The sequence below is a fragment of the Kribbella sp. NBC_00662 genome, assembly GCF_041430295.1.
Taxonomy (GTDB): domain Bacteria; phylum Actinomycetota; class Actinomycetes; order Propionibacteriales; family Kribbellaceae; genus Kribbella.
Genome location: NZ_CP109029.1, coordinates 3,771,357 through 3,792,222 on the forward strand (window position 1 = coordinate 3,771,357; position 20,866 = coordinate 3,792,222).

Consider the following 20,866-nt stretch of genomic DNA (forward strand, 5'->3'; position numbering starts at 1 on the left):
GCCGCGGCACCCGCGACCGGTAGGTTCACGGTCATGCGGTGGGATGCGTTGTTCGCGGACCTGGAGTCGCAGTTCGAGGCGCTCCAGGACTCAGATCTGTACGGCGAAGTGGCCGACCGGATCCGCACCGAGGTCGGGAAGATCACCGTCCTCGACCGGCTCCGCGGCGCGGTGAACACCGTCGTACGCGTCGAACTGAACGACGCCGAGCCGGTCCGCGGCATGCTCAGCCGGGTCGGGAAGGACTGCCTGCTGATCGAGACCGAGCGCTACGAGGAGTGGCTGATCCCGGTCACCGCGCTGGTCGCCGTACACGGGCTGGGGCCGTGGGCCGAACCGGCCGGCGCCGTCGAAGGCAAGCTCGGCCTCGCGCATCTACTCCGGGGAATCGCCCGCGACCGCTCACCGGTCACGCTGTTCTGCACCGGCAGCGGCCCCGTCACCGGCACCATCGACCGCGTCGGCGCCGACTTCCTCGAACTCGCCGAACACCCCCTCGACGCCCCCCGCCGCCGCTCCGAGGTCCACAACGTCCGCCTCGTCCCCACCCAATCCCTCCAAGCCCTCCGCCGGCGGTAGCTCCCGCCTCCTCCAACCCATTCGTCCGCGCCGGCGCCAGCTCGCCGGGCAGAGGGGGAGTTAGAGCTGGGCGTCCTCTGTGGTTTCGGCTTCTTCGCCGAAGGGGTGGGTGTTGATGAAGTCTTTGGTTTCGGTGTAGAGGCGCTCGATGTACTTCTCCAGCTCGGTTGCTTCGACTCGCCACTGGCCGCGGCCGCCGATCTTCACGGCGGGGATGTCGCCGCGGCGGACCAGGGCGTAGACCTGGTTGGCGGAGATGTTGAGGACCTCGGCGACGTCGGCGAGCTGGAGGAAGCGGGGACCCGGCATCCGTCGGACTCCTTCACATAGAGGCTGGTTGTTTCAGTTTGCCACGGTTGGCGGATGGATGGCCGGGTTTGTCCCCAGCCTGTGACTGCCTGTGGATGACCGTTCACGCCGTGATCGGGAACCAGGCAGAATGTCGCCCGAGAACGATCGAATGACTGGGGAGACGACGTGGTCGAGACAGCCGTGCGAAGCGGATTCGGGGCGCCGTCCGCGCCGGCCCAGCGCAACCGCAAGGCCCGCTGGAAGGACGGCCGCCTCGTCCTCGGCGTGCTGCTCGTCGCCGTCACCGCGCTGGCCGGCGCCAAGCTGCTCTCCTCCGCCGACGACACCACCACGATCTGGGCCGCCAAGCACGACCTGAAGGTCGGCGTCCCGCTGACCGACGACGACCTGACCACGGTCCGCGTCCGCTTTACCAGCACCAACGATGCCGAGCGATACCTCGCTGCCGATGCGAGTGTGAAGGGCCTGGTCGTCGGCCGCCCGATCGACCAGGGCGAGTTCCTGCCGAAGGACGCGGCGGTCGCCAAGTCCGACCAGGATCGCACCGAGCTCCCGCTCTCGGTCGCGACCGGCCGCCTGCCGTCCGACACCGCGGTCGGCGACATCGTCGACGTCTGGGTGGTCCCGAAGGAAGAAGGCCAGCCGGCGAGACCGCTGTGGAGCAGCGTCCGCGTGCTGCAGATCGATTCGGTCAAGGGCGTCGCCGGCAGCACGGCCCGCCGCCAGGTCCTGATCGGGCTCACCTCGGCCGACCTGCCCCGCATCCCGGCCGCGCTGACCGCGATCGGCGCCGGTGAGCCGACCCTGGTCCGGAAGGCCGGCTGATGTCGATCCCGGTCCTGCTCGCCGTCACCGGCGCGCCCTGGGAGGCCGATGTCGTCCAGCGGACCGAGCGCGCTCCCGGGATCAAGGTCGTACGGCGCTGCGTCGACATCGCTGACGTGATGGCTGCCGCCGCAAGCGGTCAGGCCCGCGCCGTGCTGCTGGCCGACGCCTTGGCCCGCCTCTCGTCCGACGCGGTCGCCGCGCTCCACGCGCGCGGAATCGCCGTGCTCGCCCTGGTCGACCCAACGGAGAACGGCGCACCCTTCGGCCCGGAAGACCGGCTCAGCCGGATGGGCATCGAGCGGATCCTGCCCGCCGACGTCAGCCCGACCGACCTCGGGCGCGCGGTCACCGAAGCCGTCGAGTCCGGCCCGGAGATCTCGACCGCTCACTTCGCCGGCGGATTCGTGCCGCTCACCCCGGAAACAGCCGCCAACTACGAACCCCCGCCGTACTCCCAGGGCGCCGGTCGGCTGATCGCCGTCTGGGGCCCGACCGGCGCGCCAGGCCGGACGACGGTCGCGGTCAACCTCGCGTCCGAGCTGGCCGTGAAGGGCGTGCCGACCCTGCTCGCCGACGCGGATGTGTACGGCGGGACCGTGGCGCAGATGCTCGGGATGCTCGACGAGACCTCCGGCCTGGCCGCCGCGGCTCGGTCGGCGTCGAACGGTTCGCTCGACATGATCACGCTCGCGAAGCACGCGCGGCAGGTCGCGCAGCACATGCTGGTGCTGACCGGGCTCAGCCGAGCCGACCGGTGGACGGAGCTGCGGCCCGCGGCGATCGAGGCGATCTGGTCGACCGCGCGGGAGCTGGCGCCGGTCACGGTGGTGGATGTCGGGTTCTGCATCGAGACCGACGAGGAGATCTCGTTCGACTCGCTTGCCCCGCGACGCAACGGCGCGACCGTCGCGACGCTGGAGCAGGCCGACGAGGTGATGATCGTCGGTACGGCGGATCCGGTCGGCCTGACGCGGCTGATCCGCGCGGTGCACGAGGTCCGCGCCGTCGTACCGTCGACGAATGTCCGCGTCGTGGTGAACCGGCTGCGCTCCGGCGCGCTCGGCGGCTCACCGGGCGACGCCGCCGCGGAGGCCCTCGGTCAGTACGCCGGGATCGAGCCGGCCGCCCTCCTGCCGTACGACTTGAGCGCGGTTGACGCCGCCATGTCCCACGGCCGGAGCCTCGCGGAGGCCGCCAAGTCCAGCAAGCTCCGCAAGTCGTTCCAGCAACTCGCCACCACGGTCGTCAAGGAGCTGGTGCCCGCCTGAGCCGGCGCCCCGGAAGTCAGGGTCGGATCGGTGGGGAACCAGGGGATAACCCCGCCGACAGCCTGCCGACGATGTGCCAGGGTTGGCAGTACTTCGACCCGCAAGGAGCGTCATGTCCGATGTCCAGGGCCGGCCGTCGAGCTCGATGAGCACGAACCGCCGGTACGGGATTGCCATCTCCGTCGCCCTCATCCTCGGCGGCGCGTACTGGGCGCTCACCGGGCTGACCGAGGGCACCAAGAACAGCCAGGAGAGCTACACCGTGCAGGGCGACTCGCTGCTGGTGAAGGGCGGGGCCGCGGAGGTCGAAGTACGGCCCGGTGACGGGACCGAGGTGAAGGTCGATCGGCAGTTCGAGCGGAACGTGTTCGGCTCGGACCCGAAGGAGAAGTACCACGAGGACCAGGGCAAGCTCGAGCTGAACAGCGGCGGGTGCGGATTCCTGTCGTTCGGGTGCAAGACCAGCTATGTCCTGACGGTGCCGCGGGATCTGAAGCTCACGGTCGAGAGCAGCAGTGGGAACGTGAAGGTCTCCGGGTTCGCCGGCGGGGTAGAGGTGAAGACCAGCTCGGGCGATATCGAGGTGCACGACGTCGGCGGGCCGCTGCAGCTCGAGTCGAGCTCGGGCGATGTGGAGGCCGACGCTCTGACCGCGACGTCGGTGATCACCCACAGCAGTTCCGGCAGCGCCTCACTGGACTTCTCCGTTGCGCCGCAGTCGGTCGAAGCGAAGTCGAGCTCGGGCGACGTCTCGATCCGGATCCCTTCCGGCGACGAGTCGTACAAGGTCGACACGCAGACCTCGTCCGGCGACGAATCCGCCAACGTGAAGATCGACCCGAACGCCACCCGCACCATCCAGGCCAAGACCTCCTCCGGCGACGTCACCATCGAGTACAGCCACTGACCACGGGGAGTGAGGGCCGGGCCCGGAAGCGTGATGACAGGCCCCGTCTGAGTAGGCTTGCGGGCATGGTTGAGGTGCAGGTGGTGCCGCGTGGTCTGTTGGTGGACTGGGGCGGCGTCCTCACCTCAGGGCTGGAAGCAGCGCTGCGGCGCTGGGCCGAAGTGGACGATTTCGACTTCGACTCCTACCTCGAAGCAGTGCTCAAGTGGCTGCCCGCGCGGTCGCCCGAGGACGCGGCCGCGGAGGCCGAGCTCAACCCCGTGCACGCGCTCGAGCGCGGCCAGATCGCCGTACCCGACTTCGAGCGCAAGCTCGCCTCGATGCTCGTCCGCCGCGACGGTACGCCGGTGCCGGCCGAGGGCCTGATCGAGCGGATGTTCGCGCATTTCGAGCACCAGCCCGCGATGTCCGCGCTGGTCCGCCGCGCCAACGAGCGCGGGATCAAGACCGCCCTGCTGTCGAACTCCTGGGGCAACACTTACCCGCGCGACACCTGGGACGGGATGTTCGACGACATCGTGATCTCCGGCGAGGTCGGTCTGCGCAAACCCGAGCCGGAGATCTTCCTGCTCGCCGCCCGCAGGCTGAACCTGGAGCCGGCGGAGTGCGTCTTCATCGACGACCTGCAACTCAATGTCGACGGGGCCGTCGCGGTCGGCATGACCGCGATCCTTCACACCGAGTACGACGAGACCCGGCGAGCGCTGGAAACCCTGTTCGGAGCCGACCTGACGTGACCGTGACCACCCCTCCTTCCTCCCCGACACGTCCGGCCGGCCGCCGCGGCATCGTCATCGGCGTTCTCGCCTGCGCCGCACTGGTCGCACTCGGCGCCTGGATCGCGCATCTGTACGGCGGCATGATCGACCTGCGCGTCTACCGGATGGGCGGCTCGGTCCTCCTGCACGGCGACTCGCTGTACGACGCGAAGCTGCCCGGCGGCTCGAACCTCCCGTTCACGTACCCGCCGTTCGCCGCGATCGCGATGGTCCCGCTGGCCGCCGTGCCGTGGGGTGTCGCGCTGGTGGCGTGGACGACGATCTCGGTGCTCTGCATCACCGCGCTGTGGCGGGCCAGCCTGCCGAAGACGTTCTGGTCGTTCGTCACCCAACGGAAGCGGACGGCGGTGCTGGTCGCGCTGACCGCGCTGTCGCTGCTGCTCGAGCCGGTCTGGCAGACGATCCAGTTCGGCCAGATCAATCTGTTGCTGACCGCAATGATCCTGCTGGACCTGGTCCGGCCGAACGACACCAAGCTGCGGGGCTTCTGGGTCGGCGTGACGATCGGCGTGAAGCTGACCCCGCTGCCGTTCCTCGCGCTGCTGATCGTCACGAAGCAGTGGCGGGCGCTGCGCAACGCCGTACTGGGACTGCTGGCGACGATGGCGATCGGGTTCGCGATCGTGCCGCACCAGTCCTGGCGGTACTGGACCGACGTGATCCTGGACGCGAACCGCGTCGGCGGGATCGCGTACACCGGCAACCAGTCGTTCAACGGGTTCCTGCACCGGATCGGCAACGACGCGAGCTGGGTCCAGCCGACCTGGTTCGTGGTCTCGGTCGTATTCGGGCTGCTCGTGCTCTGGCTGGCCCGGCGTTACTGGCTCGCGGACGAGCGCGTCACCGCGATCTCGGTGATGGCGCTGGCAGTCCTGTACGCGTCGCCGATCTCGTGGAGCCACCACTGGGTCTGGATCATCCCGCTCGGCGTCAGCCTGATCCGTGGCGTCAACCGCGCCTGGGGCCTCAACCCGGCCGTGATCACCGGCGTCCTGTTCTACGGCCTCTTCGTACTGCGCTCGATCTGGTGGGTCCCGTACCGCGACGACCGCGAGCTCAGCTGGTCCTTCTGGCAGTCGATCCCGGGCAACTCGCACCTGATCGTCGGCATGATCGCGTTCATCCTGCTCGCGATCACCAGCCGGGGTCTGTCCAAGCCGTCAGCTCCCGCAACGTCCGAGTCAGCCTGACAGCCAACTCGGCGTCGACCTCGGCCAGCTCGGTCAGCAGTACGTCGACACTCGCGCGGAACGCCCGCCGCAGTTCCGGGATCTCCAGTGATCGCACGAGCGTCAGCTCCACGGGCGCAGTGGTGGCTGCAGGCAACAAATGCAGGCCGCGCCCCTGGGAGTGCGGTACGCCGTGGCGCAAGCACATCAGCATCAGCACGTGGTCCCGGACGCCGCTGATCATGTACTCCGCCTGCCACGCCTTGCCGCGCGCGATACTCGACCGCGCGTGCAACGCGTAGAGCCAGCCCATGCCGATCAGGTCGACCGGATCCGGCGTACTCCGCGGTGGCTGCTCGGCTGCTTCCCCGAAGAGCAGTTGGAAGGTAGGACCCACGGCGCCGAATGCCTCAGTTGGGGCGAAGGCGATGTCCACCTGAAGGGTCGAGGGCAGGAGGAAGACCCGGTAGATGGTTGGGCCGGCCCACATGTCGGTGTGGTGGATGGCGCCGTGCTCGGCATACATCGCCGCCGTCCAGTCGGCGAGCACGGCCGTCTGGTCGGCATCGGGCGCGAGGCCGAATGCCAGATCGATGTCCGACCATTCGTCTTCGGCGCCGACCGCCGCTGATCCGGTCAGGGCGGCACCGGTGATCCGTGCATCCGCTCGGGCCTGCGCGACGAGTGCGTCGCGCAGGCCCGAGCGGTCGGCAGGCGTGTACATCACGAGGAGAACAGCAGGAGCAGGCCGCCGCACGTGTAGCCGACCATGACGACGAGCAAGGGGATCTGACCGACCAGGGCCTTCGCACGCGGGAACAGCGCGACCGCGCGGTCGTGGGCCGAGATGACGCCGAGCAGGTGTCCGCAGACCACCGCGAGGACCTGGGTGACCGCGATCGCCGTGCTGTGGTTGGTGATGCCGGTGTTCACCGCGAGGAGCCCGGTGCCGAAGATGTTCGCGCCGTTGCTGAGCGGGTCGCTCAGATAGATCAGCGTCCGCTGCCCTTCCAGGATGAACAGGGTCAGGTAGTGCGCGACGACGTACCCGAAGGCGATGGGCACGACGGAGTGGGCGAACAGGCCCGGCAGCGACGTACGGGAGGAGTCGGACAGCCGGCCGGCGAGGACGGTGGCGCCGGAGTACGTGCCCAGGACGACCAGGATGAAGACGATCAGCGCGGCCGTCCCGAGCCACGTCATCGAGATGTCCTGGTTCTGAGCCCAGCCGATCCAGGTCGACGAGTTCGAGAACCCGTCGTACGCCGTGGAGCCGAGCAGGGCCGCCACCATGCCGACGAGGCCGGGCTGCGGCTTCAGGCCGTCGAGGTTCTCGAGCGGACGCCGTACGACGAGGGCGCCGTCGGTACGGCGACCCCACGGGGACAGCCGGGACATCAGCGTGGCGTAGACCTCGAACGGGTCGCCCTGTGAGAACCAGCGGTCGCCGAACAGGATCGCCCCGAACATCGTGATCACGACGTACAGCGCGATCCACGCCTGCAGCACCGGGATCGTCGCGCGGTCGGGCGCGACCAGCTCGAGCCAGGTGAACGCGAAGATCCCGAGCGCGGCCGGCCACAGGCCCACCCAGGCGGGGAGCTCGAGCAGGCCCTTCGACGATGGTTGCCGGAGCAGCTTCGAGAGCAGCAGGTGAAGCGTGCGCAGCGGGTTCAGCGTCCGCCAGACCGGGCCGAGCACGATCGAGACCGGCACCAGGCCGACCCAGACCAGGATGTAGACGAAGCCGAAGATCGGGTTCGTCAGCCGGTCCACGCCGAACATCAGCGACACCATCGCGTAGAGGAAGGTCGCCAGCCCGACCACGCGGACGATCCAGCGGAACCAGCCCGCGTCGACCGTCCGGGTGATTGCGGCAGGCAACGGCTTCCCGGAGGCATTACCCCGGTACTTCGGACTCCGCCACGCCAGCCCGAGGACGACGAAGGACAGCGCTACCGCGACCGCGGCGCCACCCACCGCCAGCCCGAACGGGATCGGCAGATCCTGCCGACCGCCGATCCCATGAAGGGGAATCATGTGCGTCCTCGCTTCGCTCCGGACGCACATGATGTTCTCATGCTGTGCTCGATGGTGAGCTCGCTTCGCTCGCTCACGAGACGACGAGCTTGGCGACCAGCTTGCCGCTCTTGTGGGTCTCGACCTCGAAGGTGCCCTTCATGTTCGCGGTGAACTCGACCGAGGCGGCCTTGCCCGGGCTCAGCTCGAGCTCCTTGTCGTAGCCGTGGATGTGCAGCTCGTCGTCGGCGTCGCTGATCGCCTTGACCAGCACGGTCTGGCCGGCCTTCACCTTGATCGTCGCGCCGCTCGGGTTGACCTTGCCATTGGCAACGGTGACGTCGATGGTCACGTCGGCCTGCTCACCGGACGGGTCCGCGGTGTTCGACGGGGAGCTGGTGTTCGGCGAGCCCGGGGTCGGCGTGTTGGTCGGAAGGGTCGACGTCGGAGTACTTGCCGGGGCGCTCGGTGAGGGGGTGCTCGAGCCGCTGCCGGAGTCGCCTCCACCACAGCCCGCCAGGACCAGCATGCCGAGGGTGGGCAGGAGAGCGGTGGCGGCACCGCGGGTGAGCGTCGAACGCATCGGTCCAGAAGCCTTTCGAGGGTGGTGAACTTCTCAGGGTGCGGGACACACCCTCTTGCCTGACGAACACGAATAGCTCAGTGTTCCCGTACGGCCAGTGTCGCAGCCCACTGTCGGACGTGGCCGCTAGGGTGACAAGACCGGTAATCCAGTACAGAGAGGAAGGTGACGGTGATGCCCGATCGGCTGACGTCGCTCGATCTCACCTTCCTGAAGGCAGAGTCGCCGGCGACCCCGATGCACGTCGGGACGGTCGACATCTTCGAGCCGCCGGTGCACGGCGACGAGGGGTTCGACTACGAGAGTCTGGTCGCGCTGATCCGGGACCGGATCGCGTTCGTGCCGAGGTACCGGCAGCGGGTGCAGCAGGTGCCCGGCCGGTTCGCCGGTCCGGTCTGGGTGGACGACGAAGAGTTCGACATCACGTTCCACGTCCGCCGATCCGCTCTGCCCAGGCCCGGCACCCACGCGCAGCTGCTCGAGCTGGTCGCCCGGATCATGTCGCGCCGGCTCGACCGCGCCCGCCCGCTGTGGGAGATGTACCTGGTCGAAGGCCTCCAAGGTGACCGGTTCGCGATCATCGCGAAGTCCCACCAGGCGCTTGTCGACGGCAACAGCACGGTCGACATCGGCCAGGTCGTGCTCGACTCGACCGCGCACCCGCGCGAGACGCCGACCGACACCTGGCAGCCGGAGCATCCGCCGTCCGCCCTCGAGCTGCTCGCCGGCGTGTTCTCCGACGCCACCAAGCATCCGACCGCGGTCCTGGAGCTGGCCCGCGCCGAGATGGCCAGCCTGACCGGCTCCACCTCGGTCCGCGAGGTGCTCGGCGACGTGGTCGGCTCGCTGGTCGCGCAGCGGCATGCGCAGGAGAGTTCACTGCACGTGAAGACCTCCGGCCAGCGCCGGTTCACCACCGTGCAGACCGACCTGGAGGACTACCGGACCGTCCGCGCCGCGCACGGCGGCACGGTCAACGACGTGATCCTCGCGGTCGTCGCCGGTGCGTTCCGGGCCTGGATGATGACCCGCGGTGAAGGCGTCGGGCCGACCCGGAGCGTGCGTGCGGTCATCCCGGTCAGCATCCGCGACGACGAGGACGAGGAGCCGACCTCGCTCGGCTCCCGGGTGATCGCCTCGACCGTGAACCTCCCGGTCGGTGAGAACTCCCCGGTCATGCGGCTGCACCAGATCTCGTACCAGACCAAGGTGCACAAGGACACCGGTCGCGCCGTCAGCGCCCGCTCGCTGGTCGGCATCGCCGGCTTCGCGCCGACCACTCTGCATGCGCTGGCCGCGCGGGTCGCGACCACCACGGTCCGCCCGATCGACGATGTGGTGATCACCAACGTCCCGGGCCCGCAGTTCCCGCTGTACGCGCAGGGTGCGCCGATGCTCGCGTCGTACCCGGTGGTCCCGTTGATGCCCGGGCAGGGCCTGTCCGTCGGCGTCACGTCGTACGACGGGAAGGTGTACTACGGTCTGAATGCGGACCGCACCGCGATGCCGGACCTCGCCGTTTTCGCCCAATGTGTGACCGATGCGCTCGACGAATTGCTGGACACCACCAAGGGCAGCCGGAACCGGGCCTCCCGGGGCCGGAAGAAGCCCCGCGGTACGACGAAGAAGGCGGGTTCATGAGGGTCTACATCCCATCCACGCTGCGGTTGCTGAGCGTGGCGTGCAACGCGGGGGAGATCGGGCCGGCCCCGCTGGCGGCGTACGCCGTGACGCCGGCTTTGCGGGAGTGGTACGCCGAGGGCGACGACGAGGAGCTGGAGTACGCCGCGATGGCGCAGGCGGCCCGCGCCTCGGTGGGTCTGCTCGCCGCGGATCCCGGCATCGCGCGGCGGCGGGTGGTGATCGCGGCCGAGGTGAGCGCGGTGCCGCCGGCGGACGGATCGGTGGAGCTCGGCGACGCCCGGCTGGAGCTGCATGTGGTGATCCCGTGGCGGTCGGTGGCCGCCGTCCACATGGACGCGACCGACGCGATCCCGGTGATCAGGAAGGCGGCCGACCTCTGGGAAGCCGCACAGAACGGTGACGACGACGCGGTGTTCGCCCTGGATTCGTGCGAGGGTGAAGACCTGCTGTGGTATGCGACGCAAGAGATTCCCGACCTGCTCGCGGCGGAGGGGCCGCGGGGGCGCAACGGGTCGAACGGATCGAACTGACGGGAGCTGATGGCGATGCAGGCGATCTGGAAGGGGGCCATCTCGTTCGGGATGGTGACGATCCCGATCAAGGTGTTCTCCGCGACCGAGGAGAAGGACATCTCGTTCCGCCAGGTGCATGTCGCCGACGGCGGACGGATCAAGTACAAGCGGATCTGCTCGGTCGACGGCGAAGAGGTGCCGTACTCCGATATCGGCAAGGGCTACGAGATGCCCGACGGCCGAATGATCGTGCTCGACTCCGACGACTTCGCCGACCTGCCGCTGTCCAGCAAGAAGGTCATCGACGTCCTCGAGTTCGTGCCCGCCGACCAGGTCGACCCGCTCTACCTGGGCAAGTCGTACTACCTCGCCGCCGACGGCGGTCCGGGCGCCAAGCCGTACGTGCTGCTCCGGGACGCGCTCGAGGGCTCCGAGCTGTACGCGCTGGTCAAGGTCGCGCTGCGGTCGCGGGAGAGCCTCGGACTGCTGCGGACGGTCGACGACGTACTCGTGCTGCAGGTGATGCTGTGGCCGGACGAGATCCGCGACAAGTCGTTCGCGGCCCCGCCCGAGGACGTCGAGATCCGGACGCAGGAGAAGGCGATGGCGTCGTCGTACATCGACACGCTGCGGGGTGAGTTCGACCCGGAGCAGTACCACGACGACTATCGCGAGGCGCTGGAGAAGGTCGTCCAGGCGAAGGCCGAGGGTGTGCCGCTGCCGGAGTCCGAGGACGAAGAGACCGAGGGTGCCGAGGTCGTCGACCTGGTCGCCGCGCTGCGCGCGTCGGTCGAGGCCGCGAAGGCCCGGCGCGCGGGCGGTGGCTCGTCCGAGTCCGAGCCCGCCAAGAAGGCGCCGGCGAAGAAGGCTGCCGCGGCGAAGAAGGCACCGGCGAAGAAGGCGGCTGCTGCCAAGAAGGCTCCGGCCAAGAAGACGGCCAAGAAGGCCGCGAAGAAGTCCGCATGACCGAGCGCACCGAAATCCCGGCCGACGAATCCGAGATCCCGGTCGACCCGGGGCACGCCCTGGTCACCCCGGGCTCGTATCTGCTCGAGCTGATCCCGATCCCCGTCACCGACCTCGACCGGGCCAAGCAGTTCTATGTGGAGCAGTGCGGGTTCGTCGCGGACGTCGATGTCAGCCCGGCCGACGGCGTACGGATCGTGCAGTTGACGCCGCCCGGCTCGTACTGCTCGATCAGCCTCACCACCGGCCTGGCACAGATGGCGATGGAGCCCGGTTCCCAGCGCGGTCTGCATCTGGTGGTGAAGGACATCGAGGCGTCGCGCGCCGAGCTGATCGGCCGCGGCGTGGAGGTCAGCGAGACCGTGGACATGGGCGGCGTCTTCTACGCCTGGTTCGCCGACCCGGACGGCAACACCTGGGCCCTCCAGCACATGCCCTGGCGGAAGTAGCCGTCCGGGCGTGTGCCGCATCTGGTTCGGCGTGGGGTGGTGGGTTCGAGGGTGGACCAGTGGGTCGGGTGGTCGGGTGGTGGTCAGGTTCGTTTCCGGCGGTGAGTCATGGCACCATGCTTGTGTCATCAATGGGCAGGCCGCCCACCCGCATCGGCCCCACCCCCAGTAGAGGAGCTTCGCCACCATGGATGCCGTCACCGCAGTCCCGACCCCCGCGAACGAACCGGTGAAGGGGTATGCGCCCGGTTCTGCTGAGCGCGCGAGTGTGGAGGCGAAGCTCAAGGAGTTCAACGCGGCCGGGGCGATCGACCTGACCTGCACGATCGGCGGCGAGCAGAAGCTCGGCGGCGGCGCGCGGGTCGACGTGGTGCAGCCGCACAAGCACGCGCACGTGCTGGGCACCCTCGGCAACGCGACCGAGGCGGACGGCCGCGAGGCGGTCGTGGCGGCGCTCGCGGCAGCGCCGTCGTGGCGCTCGCTGTCGTTCGACGACCGCGCCGCGATCTTTCTGAAGGCCGCCGACCTGCTGGCCGGTCCGTGGCGTGACACGCTCAACGCGGCCACGATGCTCGGTCAGTCGAAGACGATCCAGCAGGCCGAGATCGACGCCGCCTGCGAGCTGATCGACTTCCTCCGCTTCAACGTGGCGTTCGCGCGGCAGATCGTCAGCGACCAGCCGATCTCGTCCCCGGGCGTGTGGAACCGGGTCGACTACCGGCCGCTCGAGGGCTTCGTCTACGCGATCACCCCGTTCAACTTCACCGCGATCGCCGGCAACCTGCCGACCGCTCCGGCGCTGATGGGCAACACCGTGGTCTGGAAGCCGTCGCCGACCCAGCAGTTCGCGGCGCACTGGACGATGCGGCTGCTCGAGGCCGCGGGCCTGCCGGCCGGTGTGATCAACCTCGTCACCGGCGACGGCATCGAGGTCAGCAAGGCCGCGCTGACCCACCCGGACCTGGCCGGCATCCACTTCACCGGCTCGACCAAGACCTTCCAGTCCCTGTGGGGCACGGTCGGCACGAACATCTCGGCGTACAAGACCTACCCGCGGCTGGTCGGCGAGACCGGCGGTAAGGACTTCATCCTGGCGCACCCGTCGGCGGACCCGGCGGTGCTGAAGACCGCGATGGTCCGCGGCGCGTTCGAGTACCAGGGCCAGAAGTGCTCGGCCGCCTCCCGGGCGTACGTCGCTCGCTCGGTCTGGGACCGGATCCGCGACGACCTGGTGGCCGAGACCGACTCGCTGACCATGGGCGACGTCAGCGACCTGTCGAACTTCATCGGCGCCGTGATCGACGACCGGGCGTTCGCCAAGCACAAGGCGGCGCTGGACCGGGCGAACGCGACCGACTCGATCGAGGTCGTTGCCGGTGGCACCTACGACGACAGCGAGGGGTACTTCGTCCGCCCGACGCTGCTGGTCTCCGACGACCCGACCGACGAGATCTTCACGACCGAGTACTTCGGCCCGATCCTCGGCGTCCACGTGTACGACGACGCCGACTACGACTCGGTCATGCGGGGGATGGAGCACTCGGCGCCGTACGGGCTGACCGGTGCGGTCATTGCGCAGGACCGGCACGCGATCGCTGAGGCGTCGGAGTACCTGCGGTTCGCGGCAGGCAACTTCTACGTCAACGACAAGCCGACCGGTGCGGTTGTCGGGCAGCAGCCGTTCGGCGGGGCGCGTGCGTCCGGCACGAACGACAAGGCCGGCTCGATGTGGAACCTGATTCGCTGGGCGTCCCCGCGCTCGATGAAGGAGACCTTCGCCCCGCCGACGGACTACCGCTACCCCCACCAGGGCTGACGGACAGCGCTAACGGACCAGGCCTCGCCGGACCGTGATGTAGAAGGTGGTGAGGTCGTCGACCAGGGCCTCGACCTGGCCCTGGTCGGACAGGTTTGCCTCCAGGAGCCAGTCCGAGATCAGGTCGAACATGCCGCCGACCAGCCCGATCGCGACACTGTGCCTCACCGTGCGCTGGTCCTCCGGCTGCGGCCCGTCGTACCGGTCCCAGAGCTGCACCAGGAAGCCCGCGGCCCAGCGGCGGTTGGTACGGCGCTGCCGCTCCACCGCGGCCGAGATGCCGGACGCCATCCCGAAGGTGACCTTGGTGATCCGCGGGTCGTCGACCAGCGCATGCACGAAGGTCGCCAGCAGCCGCGGCGCTTCCTGCCGCTCGTTGCCGGTGGCCTGCGCGGCGGCGCCGGCCATCCGCTCCTCCAGGCGCTCGGACGTCCGCTGGAGCAGGGCGAGATAGCACTCCTCCCGGCTGGCGAAGAGCTCGTAGAAGCTTTTCGTCCCGATGAACGCGGTACTGCAGATCTGCTCGATCGACGTACCGAGATAGCCCTCGGCGGCGAACAGCTTGAGCGCCGCGTCCAGCAGCTGCTCGCGCCGTTCGGCCCGGCGTTGGTCGGCGTCGAGTCCCCGTATGGTCCTGCTCATGCGCTGGACACTACCCCGGGTACCGGGATCGTAACCGAGGGGAACTTATTTCGAACCCGAGATCTTGTTTGTAACCAGCGAGCGTGCTCAACTATCCGTGGTTCACTGGTCACCGACTGAAACCATCACGGGGAGCTGTCATGCGCAATCGCTTCCGGCGGACGGCCGCCGGCCTGTTCGCCGCCGTCCTGCTGGCCGCCTCGGTCACCTCCGCGACCACGGCAAGTGCCGCGCCGTCGTCGGGGTTCGACAACTGGTCCTGCAAGCCCTCAGCCGCCCATCCGAACCCGCTCGTCCTCCTGCACGGACTCGGCGGCAACGGACCCGGCAACTACTCGTACCTCGGCCCGTTCCTCGCGGCGAAGGGGTACTGCGCCTTCACGCTCACCTACGGCCGGCCCGACCCGAACATCCCGGTTGGCGGCACCGTCTCGATCGCCCGGTCCTCGGTGGAGATCGCCTCCTTCGTGCAGCGGGTCCGCGCGGCGACCGGCGCCGTGAAGGTCGACCTCGTCGGTCATTCCGAGGGCGCCTTCCAGAGCCTCTACGGCCCGAAGGTCCACGGGTACGCCGGTCAGGTCGGCAAGGTGGTCGCGCTGGCGCCGCCGACGCACGGTACGACGTTCGGCGGGCTCGTGAGCGTCGGGGATTACCTCGGGCTCGGCCCGCTCGTCGACCAGGTGCTGCAGCGGTTCGGCTGCGCGGCCTGCGACGAGCTCATCGTCGGCGGGTCAGCGGTGAAGACGCTGACCACCGGGCCGATCGCGCAGACCGGGACGAAGTACACGGTGATCGCGTCGCGCTTCGACGCGCTGGTGACTCCGCATGAGACGTCGTTCATCCGCGAGCCCGGCGTGACGAACGAGTACGTCCAGGACACCTGCCCGCTGGATCCGGTCGGGCACGTCGGGCTGGCCTTCGACCCGACGGTCGCTCAACTGGTCGCGAATGCGCTCGACCCGGCGCACGCGAGCCGGGTGGTCTGCGCTTTCGGTCCGCCGCTGTAGGTCAGGCCGTCTGGCTCGCCTGGAGTGGTGGGTCGACCAGGAGGGCATATCCGCACTTGATGCAGATCCACTCGTCCGGCTCGTCCACCAGATGATCCGCCGCTTCGATGCACTCGAACGGCATCGTGGTCGCGCAGAACACACAGAACTGCTCGACCTCGGTGGCAGGCGGGGTCTTCTTCGGCTTGGAACTTCGCATGAAACGAGTCACCTCCGGTGCAGCCTTCTTCTCAGGTTGCCACCGGAGGTGACCCGCTCAGCGCAGCGACACGGCTACTTCGAGGCCCACTCCCGGCCGAGGTCGTGCTCCTTGACCAGGCCGGCGCGGATCGCGTCGACGACGGTCGGCTCGAGCTTCTTCCCGATCAGCGGTACGGCGACCTTCACGTCCAGGTCGATCGCCTGGACGGTCTCGGCCCCGCTCTTGGCGATGCTCGCGGTGCCCTTCAGCGTGACCGGCGTGTTGGCGATCTCGCCCGACACGTCCGCGGTCCGCGAACCGTCGGCCGCGGCGGCGTGCCAGGTCTCGGTCTGTACGACGGTCAGCGTGTCGCCGACGAACTTCTTCGCCATGTCGGGGATGTCGACGGCCGGCATCTTCCGGCTGACCCGGACGATCGTGTCCGCGCCGGACGTGCTCACCTGGACGTCGTACGACAGTGCCTTGGTCTTCTCACAGGCCTGCTCGCGGAAGGCGGTGTCCGTGACGATCGCGAACACTTCCTCAGGGGTGGCGTCGTACGACGCCGACAGCTTCAGCTCCATGCGTTCATCATGGCATTACTCATCGGTCACCGGGGTGAGCGTCACGGGGCGGCGTTGAGCAAGTCCAGGGCGGATTGCTGGCGGGCCGCGTCCAGCTTGTCGACGGGGCCGTACCAGTGCAGGCCGTACTGGTCCATCGGCGTACGGTCGGCCGCGAAGGCGCGGTCGGCCTGGCGTTGCAGGTAGGACGTGTACGGGTGGTCGGACAGGGCGGCGTTCAGTTTGCCGAGGCCGCGGACGTGTGCGCCCTTGAAGGACGGACCGTCGCCGCCGCAGTCGCCGTTCTCGCAGGGCTCGCGGAGGATGCCGTCGGCGGTGTGCAGCGATACCGCGGTGGTCGACGCGTCGGCGAGTTGACGGGCGGAGGTCAGGTACGCCGAGTTGTTCGTTGCCTTGGACAACTCGGTGAGCGCGCCGATCAGCACGCCCTGGTTGTATGTCCACGCGGTGTCGCCGTTGTTCTTGCAGGTGGACAGGTCGATGCCGTCGTTGACCAGGTTCGAGCCGTTGATCATCCCGGTCTGCTGGAACCAGGTCCAGCCCGCCTGCGCGCGTTGCAGGTACGTCGTATCGCCGGCGACCCGCGTGTGCAGCTGCGCGTTGAGCTGGATGTAGAGCGAGTTCGAGATCGCGTTCTTGTACGTCTTCGCCTCGCTCCACCAGACCCCGCCGCCGCAGGTGTTGTCCCAGTACGCCGCCATGTGGTCGGCGTCCGCGCGTGCGGTCTGCAGGTAGCGGGCGTCGCCGGTCAGGTCGTACGCCGCGACCCAGGCGAGACCCCACCAGCCGGTGTCGTCGATGTAGTCGTTGCGGAACTGACCTTCGGCCGCGTTGAGGTTGAGGTCGTACGTGCGGGCGATCGCGTACTCGTAGCTGTGCATGCCGCTGACCCGGATGTTGTCGATCAGCGCGTTGAGCGCGTTGGCCGAGTTCCACCAGCCGGTGGTGTCGAACAGGCCGGTCGACAGGTTGTAGTCCTGCATCAGTGCGGTCGCGGCCGCCGTACGACGGTCCCAGGCGTTCCAGGTTGTCCGCGCCCACGGCGTACAGGCGATGTCGGCGCGGTCGCCGGCCTTGCCGCACGCGCGGAGGGCGCCGACGCCGAGGTTGTTCCAGTCGTCGACGTTGTACATCAGCGTGCGCCAGCCGCGCTGCCCGGTGGGGATCGCGGTGTTGCCGAGGCGGCTGCCGCCGGACCAGGTGCGGCCGCCGTCCATCGAGCGGTCCAGCCAGACCTCGTCGCCCGGGTTGCCGTTGTCGATCGAGGCCCAGCCCATCGCATCGTCATCGTCGAAGTGCAGCGTGATCGTGCGGCCGAAGAGGGTCGTGGAGACGGGGGTGCGATCCTTCGGCGCGAGTCCGGGGTCGCGGGCATCGCAGTACTTGTTGCAGATCGTTGCCTGGGCGGACATATTCACCTCCGGCGTAGCTGGCGCCGGTGGGGGCGCGCCGAGGGGAGCGACGAGCAGGGCAAGACTGGAAACGATTCCAACTGACATCACGATTCTCCCTGGGGCGGTAGGAAGAGAGCGGTGTCACCGAAGGTAGGTGGCCGGATTCAGCCCGTCAAGAGATCGCCTGGATAGGGTCGCCTACCGCGTTGCGGGTTCCCCCACCGGAATACCGCCCGTGAACCCACCACGGGATGGGCGAACCCATCCCGTGGGACGGGGTGGCGCGGCGCGGGGTGGCGCGGCGCGGGGTCGCGCGGGGTGGCGCGGGGCGGGGGTTAGGAGGAGAGGAGGGCGACCATGATGCCGGCGGTCAGCAGCAGCGTGGCGGTGATCGCCAGCCGGCGGCCGCGGGCGCAGCGGCGGTGGATCGCCGTGCGGTCCGGGCGGATCGTGCAGGGGTCGAACTCGAGGCCGTCGGCCGGCGCGATCACGCTGCCGAGCCGCGCGAGCAGCGAACGGTCGGCCGCCTGCCGGGTCGCCTCCTCGACGACGCGACGCCGCAGGAACTCGCGGTGCCGGGTGGCCGGAATCGTGACGTCCGGCTGGGCGGTGAGGCTGTACGGGAGCTCACGCGGGAGCGCGAGATCGGGCGGGAGTGTGAGGCTTGGCGGGAGCGCCCGCTGGACGACCGCATGCGCTGCCGCCACCCGCCTCGCCCGGCTGATCGCAGGCGGGAGGATCAGATAGGCGAGGTGGACGAGCGAGCGATAGTCGTCGAGCAGCAGCGCCTCGATCAACGGCTCTTCCCTGGTGGGCCCCTGAATCGGACCCGGGACGATCGGGGTCTCGATCGTGGCGGACATACAGCTCCTCAACTCGGCGTACTCAAGGTCCAACGAACGAATCACTGACCAGTCACGAACTGGTCGGTTAGTCTCCGTGTCATGAGCACTGGTGACGGGGTTGCGGGGCAGTGGGGCGGGACCGACGTACATTTCGGTGAAGAGGGCGGGCGGCTCACCTACGGCAGCTACCTGCGGCTGCCTCAGCTCCTGGACCAGCAGCGCCTCGAGTCGGATCCGCCGGCGCACGACGAGCTGCTGTTCATCACGATCCACCAGGTGTACGAGCTGTGGTTCAAGCAGGTCCTGCACGAGCTGACCGCGTCCCGGGACGCGATGCTCGCCGGCGAGCTGTGGCTGGCCGAGCACCTGCTGCGTCGGGTGCACACGATCGAGCGGGTGCAGACGCAGCAGGTCGACATCCTGGAGACGATGACGCCGCAGGACTTCGGTGAGTTCCGGCACCGGTTGTCGCCGGCGTCGGGGTTCCAGTCGGTGCAGTTCCGCGAGATCGAGTTCCTGTCCGGGGCGAAGGATCCGTCCTTCGTACGGCGTTTCCGCGGCCTGACCGAGGCGGAAACCGCGCGCCTGCACCGCCGGTTGGACGAGCCGACGTTGTGGGACGCGTATCTCGAAGTACTCCGCAAAGCCGGTTTCGACACCGACTCCGAGGACTCCGTCCGGCACGCCCTCCGCAAGGTCGCCGGCGACCGCTCGCAGTACGCCGCGATCTGGGAACTGGCCGAAGCCCTCCTCCAACACGACGAACTCGCCGCCGCCTGGCGAGCCCGCCACGTAGTCATGGTCGAACGCATGATCGGCACCAAACCCGGCACCGGCGGCTCCTCCGGCGCCAACTACCTCAGAAGCCGCCTCGACCTCCGCTACTACCCCCTCCTCTGGAACCTCCGCACCGCCCTCTGATCCTTCCCGGAAACAAATGGGCACTTGGCGGCGAAAAATGTCCGGAAACCTCGTGGCCCGTCACCTGCAGCGCTAGGGTCACGACGCACGGTTGTGGACGACTCGCGCGGAGGAAGGTCTGAGAGTGAAGCTCTACTCGGATGTGGGGGTGCAGCGGGTTGGGCAGCTGGTGGGGGACCTGGTGTTTGTGGTGTGGGTCTGGGTTTGTGTGGAGCTGGGGCTGATCGTCTTCAAGATCACCAACGCGTTGGGCCTTCCGGGGCGGAAGGCTGCTTCCGCGGGTGATGGGTTGGAGGGGCAGCTGCGGCGGTTGTCGGAGCCGATCGGGAAGGTGCCGGCGGTGGGGGATCAGCTGCGGTCGCCGATCGACGGAGCCGCGGGGGCCGCGGGGCAGATGGCGCAGGCGGGGCGGGACATGGCGCACGCTGTGGAGCAGTTGGCCTACTTGCTGGCCGGTGTGACGATCGCGTTGCCCGTGTTGTTCGCAGTACTGATCTGGCTGCCCCGGCGGATCCGGTTCTCGCGGCGGGCGACGGCGGCGCAGCGGTTCATCGACAGTGCGGCCGACCTGGACCTGTTCGCCCTCCGCGCGATGGCCAACCAGCCGATGCACAAGCTCGCGAAGATCTCCGACGACCCGGTCAGCGCCTGGCGCGACCGCGACCAGACCGTCATCGCTCAGCTGGCCACGCTCGAACTCCGCTCCAACGGCATCAAACCGCCCCCTTAACCGCCGCTTGACGCTCCCTTGACGGGGCTGAAGCTACGCTCAACTTCATGGCGCGGGTGCTGTTGATCGAGGACGACGATGCGATCCGGACGTCGTTGGGGAAGGCTCTGACGGCGGCCGGACACGTCGTCTCGGCGGTGGCGGCCGGCGCCGACGGGGTGGCTGCGGTCGCGCGCGAGAAGCCTGAGGTGTTGTTGCTCGACCTCGGCCTGCCGGATCTGGACGGCCGCGACGTGCTCGCGATGGTGCGGTCCGTCAGCGACGTACCGGTGATCGTGGCGACCGCGCGCGACGACGACGCGAGCGTCGTACGACTGCTCGATGCGGGCGCCGACGACTACGTGATCAAACCGTTCAGCGCGGCGCAGATGGATGCGCGGATTCGCGCCGTACTGCGACGTCTCGGGCAGGACCAGCAGGGTGAGTCGACTGTCGAGGTCGGTGGGTTGCGGATCGATCCGCGGAGCCGGGAGGTGACCGTGGACGGGGCAGCGGTTGAGCTGACCCGGAAGGAGTTCGATCTGCTGCTGGCGTTGTCGCGGCGGCCCGGTGCGGTGGTGACGAAGCGCGAGCTGCTCGCGGAGGTCTGGGGGTTGCCGTGGGGCGGTGGCGACCGGACTGTCGACGTACATCTGTCGTGGTTGCGGCGGAAGCTCGGCGAGACGGCGGCCGAGCCGCGGTTCCTGCACAGCGTTCGCGGGGTCGGGATCAAGCTCGCGGCGGACGGATAG

At 68.8% G+C, this 20,866-nt stretch carries 24 protein-coding genes; 15 read left to right on the forward strand and 9 right to left on the reverse strand.

What is annotated here, in order from left to right:
• Nucleotides 1–33 precede the first annotated feature (33 nt).
• Complete coding sequence (locus tag OHA10_RS18960) at nt 34–579, forward strand: hypothetical protein (RefSeq protein WP_371407555.1); 546 nt, start codon at nt 34–36, stop codon at nt 577–579.
• 60 nt (nt 580–639) lie between these two features.
• Here the strand turns inward: OHA10_RS18960 and OHA10_RS18965 are convergent, their stop codons facing one another.
• Nucleotides 640–888, reverse strand: coding sequence for a helix-turn-helix domain-containing protein (locus OHA10_RS18965; RefSeq protein ID WP_371407556.1), 249 nt, complete (start codon nt 886–888; stop codon nt 640–642).
• A gap of 168 nt (nt 889–1,056) precedes the next feature.
• Between OHA10_RS18965 and OHA10_RS18970 the strand changes: the two genes are divergently transcribed.
• The 5 genes from OHA10_RS18970 (at nt 1,057) to OHA10_RS18990 (ending at nt 5,863) form a co-directional block, all read left to right on the forward strand.
• Nucleotides 1,057–1,716: a hypothetical protein gene (locus tag OHA10_RS18970; RefSeq protein ID WP_371407557.1), complete on the forward strand. Its 660-nt coding sequence runs from the start codon at nt 1,057–1,059 to the stop codon at nt 1,714–1,716.
• A complete protein-coding gene (locus tag OHA10_RS18975; protein ID WP_371407558.1) occupies nt 1,716–2,987 on the forward strand; it encodes a CpaE family protein in 1,272 nt (423 codons plus the stop codon). Before OHA10_RS18970 ends, OHA10_RS18975 begins: the two co-directional genes overlap by 1 nt.
• A 112-nt stretch (nt 2,988–3,099) precedes the next feature.
• Nucleotides 3,100–3,894, forward strand: a complete 795-nt coding sequence (locus OHA10_RS18980) for a DUF4097 domain-containing protein (protein ID WP_371407559.1) — start codon at nt 3,100–3,102, stop codon at nt 3,892–3,894.
• Between the two features lie 65 nt (nt 3,895–3,959).
• The gene (locus OHA10_RS18985) at nt 3,960–4,631 is read left to right on the forward strand and encodes an HAD family hydrolase (RefSeq protein ID WP_371407560.1); all 672 of its coding nucleotides are present in this window, start codon (nt 3,960–3,962) and stop codon (nt 4,629–4,631) included.
• Nucleotides 4,628–5,863 (forward strand): glycosyltransferase 87 family protein, encoded by a 1,236-nt coding sequence (locus OHA10_RS18990; protein ID WP_371407561.1) that lies wholly within the window; start codon nt 4,628–4,630, stop codon nt 5,861–5,863. The genes OHA10_RS18985 and OHA10_RS18990 overlap by 4 nt, the downstream gene beginning before the upstream one ends.
• Here OHA10_RS18990 and OHA10_RS18995 read toward each other — a convergent pair.
• The 3 genes from OHA10_RS18995 to OHA10_RS19005 all read right to left on the reverse strand — a co-directional run bounded on the left by OHA10_RS18995 (nt 5,808) and on the right by OHA10_RS19005 (nt 8,444).
• Nucleotides 5,808–6,566, reverse strand: coding sequence for a nucleotidyltransferase domain-containing protein (locus OHA10_RS18995; protein ID WP_371407562.1), 759 nt, complete (start codon nt 6,564–6,566; stop codon nt 5,808–5,810). The genes OHA10_RS18990 and OHA10_RS18995 overlap by 56 nt on opposite strands.
• Nucleotides 6,566–7,882 carry a hypothetical protein gene (locus tag OHA10_RS19000; protein ID WP_371407563.1) on the reverse strand — a complete coding sequence of 439 codons (1,317 nt, stop codon included), beginning with the start codon at nt 7,880–7,882 and terminating at the stop codon, nt 6,566–6,568. The genes OHA10_RS18995 and OHA10_RS19000 overlap by 1 nt, the downstream gene beginning before the upstream one ends.
• A gap of 73 nt (nt 7,883–7,955) precedes the next feature.
• Nucleotides 7,956–8,444 (reverse strand): cupredoxin domain-containing protein, encoded by a 489-nt coding sequence (locus OHA10_RS19005; protein ID WP_371407564.1) that lies wholly within the window; start codon nt 8,442–8,444, stop codon nt 7,956–7,958.
• A 174-nt stretch (nt 8,445–8,618) separates the two neighbouring features.
• Between OHA10_RS19005 and OHA10_RS19010 the strand changes: the two genes are divergently transcribed.
• From OHA10_RS19010 to pruA, 5 genes are all read left to right on the forward strand, one after another.
• Nucleotides 8,619–10,085 (forward strand): wax ester/triacylglycerol synthase family O-acyltransferase, encoded by a 1,467-nt coding sequence (locus OHA10_RS19010; RefSeq protein WP_371407565.1) that lies wholly within the window; start codon nt 8,619–8,621, stop codon nt 10,083–10,085.
• Complete coding sequence (locus OHA10_RS19015; RefSeq protein ID WP_371407566.1) at nt 10,082–10,618, forward strand: hypothetical protein; 537 nt, start codon at nt 10,082–10,084, stop codon at nt 10,616–10,618. Before OHA10_RS19010 ends, OHA10_RS19015 begins: the two co-directional genes overlap by 4 nt.
• A gap of 9 nt (nt 10,619–10,627) precedes the next feature.
• Entirely contained in the window at nt 10,628–11,566 is a 939-nt protein-coding gene (locus OHA10_RS19020) for a Ku protein (RefSeq protein WP_371407567.1), read from the forward strand.
• Nucleotides 11,563–12,015: a VOC family protein gene (locus tag OHA10_RS19025; protein WP_371407568.1), complete on the forward strand. Its 453-nt coding sequence runs from the start codon at nt 11,563–11,565 to the stop codon at nt 12,013–12,015. Before OHA10_RS19020 ends, OHA10_RS19025 begins: the two co-directional genes overlap by 4 nt.
• A 187-nt stretch (nt 12,016–12,202) precedes the next feature.
• Entirely contained in the window at nt 12,203–13,831 is a 1,629-nt protein-coding gene (gene pruA / locus OHA10_RS19030) for an L-glutamate gamma-semialdehyde dehydrogenase (RefSeq protein WP_371407569.1), read from the forward strand.
• Between the two features lie 9 nt (nt 13,832–13,840).
• Here pruA and OHA10_RS19035 read toward each other — a convergent pair whose 3' ends face one another.
• On the reverse strand, nt 13,841–14,473 hold the full coding sequence (locus OHA10_RS19035) for a TetR/AcrR family transcriptional regulator (RefSeq protein ID WP_371407570.1): 633 nt from the start codon (nt 14,471–14,473) through the stop codon (nt 13,841–13,843).
• A gap of 140 nt (nt 14,474–14,613) precedes the next feature.
• Here OHA10_RS19035 and OHA10_RS19040 point away from each other — a divergent pair, with 140 nt between their 5' ends.
• A complete protein-coding gene (locus tag OHA10_RS19040; RefSeq protein ID WP_371407571.1) occupies nt 14,614–15,480 on the forward strand; it encodes an esterase/lipase family protein in 867 nt (288 codons plus the stop codon).
• Between the two features lies 1 nt (nt 15,481).
• On the opposite strand, the gene OHA10_RS19045 is transcribed toward OHA10_RS19040, so the two are convergent.
• The 4 genes from OHA10_RS19045 to OHA10_RS19060 all read right to left on the reverse strand — a co-directional run bounded on the left by OHA10_RS19045 (nt 15,482) and on the right by OHA10_RS19060 (nt 18,502).
• Complete coding sequence (locus tag OHA10_RS19045) at nt 15,482–15,679, reverse strand: hypothetical protein (RefSeq protein ID WP_371407572.1); 198 nt, start codon at nt 15,677–15,679, stop codon at nt 15,482–15,484.
• A 74-nt stretch (nt 15,680–15,753) separates the two neighbouring features.
• Nucleotides 15,754–16,245: a DUF2505 domain-containing protein gene (locus OHA10_RS19050; protein WP_371407573.1), complete on the reverse strand. Its 492-nt coding sequence runs from the start codon at nt 16,243–16,245 to the stop codon at nt 15,754–15,756.
• Nucleotides 16,246–16,286: 41 nt separating this feature from the next.
• Nucleotides 16,287–17,657, reverse strand: a complete 1,371-nt coding sequence (locus tag OHA10_RS19055; RefSeq protein ID WP_371407574.1) for a glycoside hydrolase family 76 protein — start codon at nt 17,655–17,657, stop codon at nt 16,287–16,289.
• Between the two features lie 317 nt (nt 17,658–17,974).
• Nucleotides 17,975–18,502: a hypothetical protein gene (locus tag OHA10_RS19060; protein WP_371407575.1), complete on the reverse strand. Its 528-nt coding sequence runs from the start codon at nt 18,500–18,502 to the stop codon at nt 17,975–17,977.
• Nucleotides 18,503–18,583: 81 nt separating this feature from the next.
• Here OHA10_RS19060 and OHA10_RS19065 point away from each other — a divergent pair, with 81 nt between their 5' ends.
• The 3 genes from OHA10_RS19065 to OHA10_RS19075 all read left to right on the forward strand — a co-directional run bounded on the left by OHA10_RS19065 (nt 18,584) and on the right by OHA10_RS19075 (nt 20,866).
• Complete coding sequence (locus OHA10_RS19065; RefSeq protein WP_371407576.1) at nt 18,584–19,405, forward strand: tryptophan 2,3-dioxygenase; 822 nt, start codon at nt 18,584–18,586, stop codon at nt 19,403–19,405.
• Between the two features lie 124 nt (nt 19,406–19,529).
• Nucleotides 19,530–20,135: a hypothetical protein gene (locus tag OHA10_RS19070; RefSeq protein WP_371407577.1), complete on the forward strand. Its 606-nt coding sequence runs from the start codon at nt 19,530–19,532 to the stop codon at nt 20,133–20,135.
• Nucleotides 20,136–20,182: 47 nt separating this feature from the next.
• A complete protein-coding gene (locus tag OHA10_RS19075; protein WP_371407578.1) occupies nt 20,183–20,866 on the forward strand; it encodes a response regulator transcription factor in 684 nt (227 codons plus the stop codon).

What these genes read in the sequence shown, in the direction of transcription:
- OHA10_RS18960 (WP_371407555.1), top strand. Translation starts at nt 34, where the DNA reads ATGCGGTGGGATGCGTTGTTCGCGGACCTGGAGTCGCAGTTCGAGGCG.
- OHA10_RS18965 (WP_371407556.1), bottom strand. Translation starts at nt 888, where the DNA reads ATGCCGGGTCCCCGCTTCCTCCAGCTCGCCGACGTCGCCGAGGTCCTC.
- OHA10_RS18975 (WP_371407558.1), top strand. Translation starts at nt 1,716, where the DNA reads ATGTCGATCCCGGTCCTGCTCGCCGTCACCGGCGCGCCCTGGGAGGCC.
- OHA10_RS18980 (WP_371407559.1), top strand. Translation starts at nt 3,100, where the DNA reads ATGTCCGATGTCCAGGGCCGGCCGTCGAGCTCGATGAGCACGAACCGC.
- OHA10_RS18985 (WP_371407560.1), top strand. Translation starts at nt 3,960, where the DNA reads ATGGTTGAGGTGCAGGTGGTGCCGCGTGGTCTGTTGGTGGACTGGGGC.
- OHA10_RS18995 (WP_371407562.1), bottom strand. Translation starts at nt 6,566, where the DNA reads ATGTACACGCCTGCCGACCGCTCGGGCCTGCGCGACGCACTCGTCGCG.
- OHA10_RS19000 (WP_371407563.1), bottom strand. Translation starts at nt 7,882, where the DNA reads ATGATTCCCCTTCATGGGATCGGCGGTCGGCAGGATCTGCCGATCCCG.
- OHA10_RS19005 (WP_371407564.1), bottom strand. Translation starts at nt 8,444, where the DNA reads ATGCGTTCGACGCTCACCCGCGGTGCCGCCACCGCTCTCCTGCCCACC.
- OHA10_RS19010 (WP_371407565.1), top strand. Translation starts at nt 8,619, where the DNA reads ATGCCCGATCGGCTGACGTCGCTCGATCTCACCTTCCTGAAGGCAGAG.
- OHA10_RS19015 (WP_371407566.1), top strand. Translation starts at nt 10,082, where the DNA reads ATGAGGGTCTACATCCCATCCACGCTGCGGTTGCTGAGCGTGGCGTGC.
- OHA10_RS19020 (WP_371407567.1), top strand. Translation starts at nt 10,628, where the DNA reads ATGGCGATGCAGGCGATCTGGAAGGGGGCCATCTCGTTCGGGATGGTG.
- OHA10_RS19025 (WP_371407568.1), top strand. Translation starts at nt 11,563, where the DNA reads ATGACCGAGCGCACCGAAATCCCGGCCGACGAATCCGAGATCCCGGTC.
- pruA (WP_371407569.1), top strand. Translation starts at nt 12,203, where the DNA reads ATGGATGCCGTCACCGCAGTCCCGACCCCCGCGAACGAACCGGTGAAG.
- OHA10_RS19035 (WP_371407570.1), bottom strand. Translation starts at nt 14,473, where the DNA reads ATGAGCAGGACCATACGGGGACTCGACGCCGACCAACGCCGGGCCGAA.
- OHA10_RS19040 (WP_371407571.1), top strand. Translation starts at nt 14,614, where the DNA reads ATGCGCAATCGCTTCCGGCGGACGGCCGCCGGCCTGTTCGCCGCCGTC.
- OHA10_RS19045 (WP_371407572.1), bottom strand. Translation starts at nt 15,679, where the DNA reads ATGCGAAGTTCCAAGCCGAAGAAGACCCCGCCTGCCACCGAGGTCGAG.
- OHA10_RS19050 (WP_371407573.1), bottom strand. Translation starts at nt 16,245, where the DNA reads ATGGAGCTGAAGCTGTCGGCGTCGTACGACGCCACCCCTGAGGAAGTG.
- OHA10_RS19055 (WP_371407574.1), bottom strand. Translation starts at nt 17,657, where the DNA reads ATGTCCGCCCAGGCAACGATCTGCAACAAGTACTGCGATGCCCGCGAC.
- OHA10_RS19060 (WP_371407575.1), bottom strand. Translation starts at nt 18,502, where the DNA reads ATGTCCGCCACGATCGAGACCCCGATCGTCCCGGGTCCGATTCAGGGG.
- OHA10_RS19065 (WP_371407576.1), top strand. Translation starts at nt 18,584, where the DNA reads ATGAGCACTGGTGACGGGGTTGCGGGGCAGTGGGGCGGGACCGACGTA.
- OHA10_RS19075 (WP_371407578.1), top strand. Translation starts at nt 20,183, where the DNA reads ATGGCGCGGGTGCTGTTGATCGAGGACGACGATGCGATCCGGACGTCG.